Consider the following 3,312-nt stretch of genomic DNA (forward strand, 5'->3'; position numbering starts at 1 on the left):
GGCAAACAAGAGCCCACTAACTCATTAAAATACAGAGCAGCGGCATGAGTAAACGAATGAATATGTCAATCTAAAAAAACTTCGGAATCGAGTATGAGTAATAGTGAAATTTACCACGCACCTGATGCAGAGTTACGAGAAAACGTTTTAGATACATATAAGCTTGCGTCTATATCAAAACGCTTTTGGGCTACTATCATTGATAGAGTAACGTTGATTGCTCCAATATTGCTGGGTTTTTGGTTTTTTGACCCTCAAGAATATTATTGGAAAGATTATGATACTGCTTTATTAGTATATAGTGGTGTTGTAGGTTTATTATTTTTGGTATTAAATATTTGGCTTCTTATCAAAAATGGTCAAACCATTGGCAAGAAGTTGTTAAAAATAGCAATCGTAAGCTATAACGATAATGAGAAACTAGATTTGTTCTCCTTATTATTTTTGCGTCATGTTTTATTTTGGATTGGTGATGCATTTCTGGGAGTGTTATGGCTGATTGATGGACTTTTTATATTCAGTCGTGAAAAACGTTGTTTACATGACTTGGCTGCAAGTACAAAAGTGATTGATTTACAGAATAATTTATAAAAAATAGTAATAACTTTATCTGTTAAACTAAAGAGACCAATAGGGTAAGCTTATAAGTATGTTAAGTAGTTTTACTCTATTGATTTTTTGTATGTGAAGCTCATAAAATCTGATCTTTCGAATTCTAGAAATGATATAGGTTAAGGTATTAGTTTGCACTTAGTAATTATTGCCGTTCTTTTATTTGTGGCATCCTTTTTTCTGTATAAAAAACTTTTCAACCGCAAGGGTACTGGGTATGCAGTAGACTCTGTGATGAGTGAACTTGTAGGGCTTTGTCGTGGTGATGTTGAGCGTGCAGAACGATTATTAAATCACGAAAAAAGTAAGAATCCTCGGTTATCTGAAAAGCAAGCTATTGAAAATGCGATATATTTTCTAAGACGTGATAGTTAGTGTTCTATCTTACGATCTAAAAATTCAATTCTCCTATTGAGCTAGCTCAGTATAAGCTTTTCTTCTTATTGGATGCCGCTATGCAAGCTGCTATTATGCCGCGATTCACGAGTATCTGTGCAGTAGCTACGTAAGGTTATTTATGAAGAAGGCTTTATTACTAATTGTTATTACTAGTTTTTTTTCTGGGTGTGCTGTACCTGTCAAGAGATCATTACAAGGGCATACTTTAGTCTCAGAAGGTTTTCCAAAAATTAGTTTGAATATACCTACTGAATATGAGTTGGTTGATTCCTATTCAGGTAAGAGAAATAGTGATACAAGCAAAAGTTCATCTGAAAGAGAGTCATGGTATTACTTTTATAAAAGAAATAGTAAACGACTTGTTGAAACTACACTTGATATTAGATTTTATGATGGTGATTCTAGCGTACATTACTCTGATGATACTAATGATGCAAGAAAGTTTAATTTTAGTTATAGCGTAATTAATGGTATTCGTTATACAACTTACTTTATGGCATCCAAAATGAGTGATCACGAGGCAAAGTTTAGCGTTGCTCAGTGTAGGGTAGATAAGTTTTTTGTATCTACGTTTCCTCCTCAAACTAATCATATGTTTGTAATTAGCTACACGGCGATAGTGCCATGCAATAAAGTAGAAAATAATAGAGTGGTTGATAAGGGATTGATTAATGAAATTGATAAAAGTGCATATAAATTATTATTGAGTTTAAGTAAGGGTTTTTGAGTTAAATATATGTCGCTTTAATTTTTTTGATAAATGGATGGTTTTATTCATGAGAAAGGTATTTTTGCTGGTTGTCTTATCAGTATTTTTTTCAGGATGTGCTGCACCTGTAAAGCGATATATCGGCTATGATAACGTTGTTGTTTCTGAAAACCACCCAAAAATTCGGCTAGCCGTACCTTATGAATATGAGTTTATTGACTCTTTTTCCGGGAAAAAGCTCGTTCAGTTTTCTAACGTTAGTGGTAGTGCATATGAGCATCGTGATTGGTTTTACTTTAAGAAACGTAATGCTAAAGGGGTTACTGATAGTACTTTAACAATAGATTTTAGCGATGCTAGTAAAACATTAACGTATGATATTAAAAACTGGGGAAATAGCTACTTTAATCGAAGTGCTATAACGATTAATGATACCAGTTATACCACTTTTTTTGAGGTCCATAGATCACCACTAGATAAAGATGTTTTAGCTCAATGTAGCCTATCTAAAAGGTTTTGGACATTCCTAAATACAGAGAAAAAACATTTATTTTCAATTAGTTACATTATAGCTATACCCTGTAACCAAATTCATAATGGAAGAGTGGATGATGATAGCTTGTTGACTAGTGTTGATAAGCAGGCAAATGAACTGGTTAGAAGAATGAGTTTATAAGTACTTCTCCTTACAGTTGAAGTGATTAGACTAGTTCAGTATTGATGCTTGGATGTGTTGGCTGAATATTGATCAGGTGATATTATGCTGGCCTCAAAATAAAGTCTGAGCAGTATCTAAATTAGGTTTGTTATGAAAAATACATTGTTAGTTATTGTTTTATCGGTAGTGCTTGCTGGTTGTGGTGTAAACGTTAAGCGTACTGTTAAGGATAATATCCTAGTTTCTAATGCCTCACCCGCAATACGCCTCAACATACCACAGCCTTATGAGCTGGTGAATTCAACCTCTGGTAAGAAGTTTAATGAGTATGATAATGGTTTTAGTGGATCTTATGATAATGAGAATTCCTATCTTTTCCTAAAAAAGAGTGCAAATGGTTATGTTGATGGAGCCTTTTATGTTGCGTTCGTTGAGGCAGGGGCTCAAACAATGTTTATTGATGAACTTAAAGATAAAGAGCTTTTTAACTCTGGTAATATGCAATTCAGGGGCTTTAACTATAAAACGTATTTCAAGGTTGGCAAATTAGCACGGTCTTCAGAAAACAGCTGTTTTATTCAGAAAATGCATCGCAAGGTACTCCCACCTAATAAAAGCCGTTTATTTGTGATGGTATACAGTGAAGTTATTTCCTGCGATAAACTTAATACAGAATATAGCAGATCCCAAGTAATCTCTGAAGTTGATGCTCGGGCTTTTGAGTTCATGAATAGTCTGTGAGTTTACTTAGAGTGACAAACCAAATTTATAAATCACCTGAAGCAAAGCTTTCTCAAAACGACATCGCATTTGATGAGTTAAAAATAGCGGGTACGATGAACTCGACTTTGGCCATCAAGCAGCCATCGCGAGTTGATTAATTAAAGTGTCAGCGTCATTGGGTGTTAATTTAATAAAGTCATCACTTATACTT

6 protein-coding genes are annotated in these 3,312 nt (G+C 34.0%); all 6 read left to right on the top strand.

Going from position 1 to position 3,312, the window contains the following annotated elements:
* Positions 1-93 precede the first annotated feature (93 nt).
* The 6 genes from F607_RS33290 to F607_RS34445 all read left to right on the top strand — a co-directional run bounded on the left by F607_RS33290 (position 94) and on the right by F607_RS34445 (position 3,259).
* Complete coding sequence (locus F607_RS33290; protein WP_051311842.1) at positions 94-591, top strand: RDD family protein; 498 nt, start codon at positions 94-96, stop codon at positions 589-591.
* A gap of 255 nt (positions 592-846) precedes the next feature.
* Positions 847-987: a hypothetical protein gene (locus F607_RS34440; protein ID WP_157365609.1), complete on the top strand. Its 141-nt coding sequence runs from the start codon at positions 847-849 to the stop codon at positions 985-987.
* Positions 988-1,129: 142 nt separating this feature from the next.
* Positions 1,130-1,738, top strand: a complete 609-nt coding sequence (locus F607_RS0125805; protein WP_027710317.1) for a hypothetical protein — start codon at positions 1,130-1,132, stop codon at positions 1,736-1,738.
* 49 nt (positions 1,739-1,787) lie between these two features.
* Entirely contained in the window at positions 1,788-2,396 is a 609-nt protein-coding gene (locus F607_RS0125810; protein WP_027710318.1) for a hypothetical protein, read from the top strand.
* A gap of 132 nt (positions 2,397-2,528) precedes the next feature.
* Complete coding sequence (locus F607_RS0125815; protein WP_027710319.1) at positions 2,529-3,119, top strand: hypothetical protein; 591 nt, start codon at positions 2,529-2,531, stop codon at positions 3,117-3,119.
* Positions 3,116-3,259 (top strand): hypothetical protein, encoded by a 144-nt coding sequence (locus F607_RS34445; RefSeq protein ID WP_157365610.1) that lies wholly within the window; start codon positions 3,116-3,118, stop codon positions 3,257-3,259. The genes F607_RS0125815 and F607_RS34445 overlap by 4 nt, the downstream gene beginning before the upstream one ends.
* Positions 3,260-3,312: the final 53 nt, after the last annotated feature.

The organism is Zooshikella ganghwensis DSM 15267 (assembly GCF_000428585.1).
GTDB lineage: Bacteria > Pseudomonadota > Gammaproteobacteria > Pseudomonadales > Zooshikellaceae > Zooshikella > Zooshikella ganghwensis.

What these genes read in the sequence shown, in the direction of transcription:
- F607_RS33290 (WP_051311842.1), top strand. Translation starts at nt 94, where the DNA reads ATGAGTAATAGTGAAATTTACCACGCACCTGATGCAGAGTTACGAGAA.
- F607_RS0125805 (WP_027710317.1), top strand. Translation starts at nt 1,130, where the DNA reads ATGAAGAAGGCTTTATTACTAATTGTTATTACTAGTTTTTTTTCTGGG.
- F607_RS0125810 (WP_027710318.1), top strand. Translation starts at nt 1,788, where the DNA reads ATGAGAAAGGTATTTTTGCTGGTTGTCTTATCAGTATTTTTTTCAGGA.
- F607_RS34440 (WP_157365609.1), top strand. Translation starts at nt 847, where the DNA reads ATGAGTGAACTTGTAGGGCTTTGTCGTGGTGATGTTGAGCGTGCAGAA.
- F607_RS0125815 (WP_027710319.1), top strand. Translation starts at nt 2,529, where the DNA reads ATGAAAAATACATTGTTAGTTATTGTTTTATCGGTAGTGCTTGCTGGT.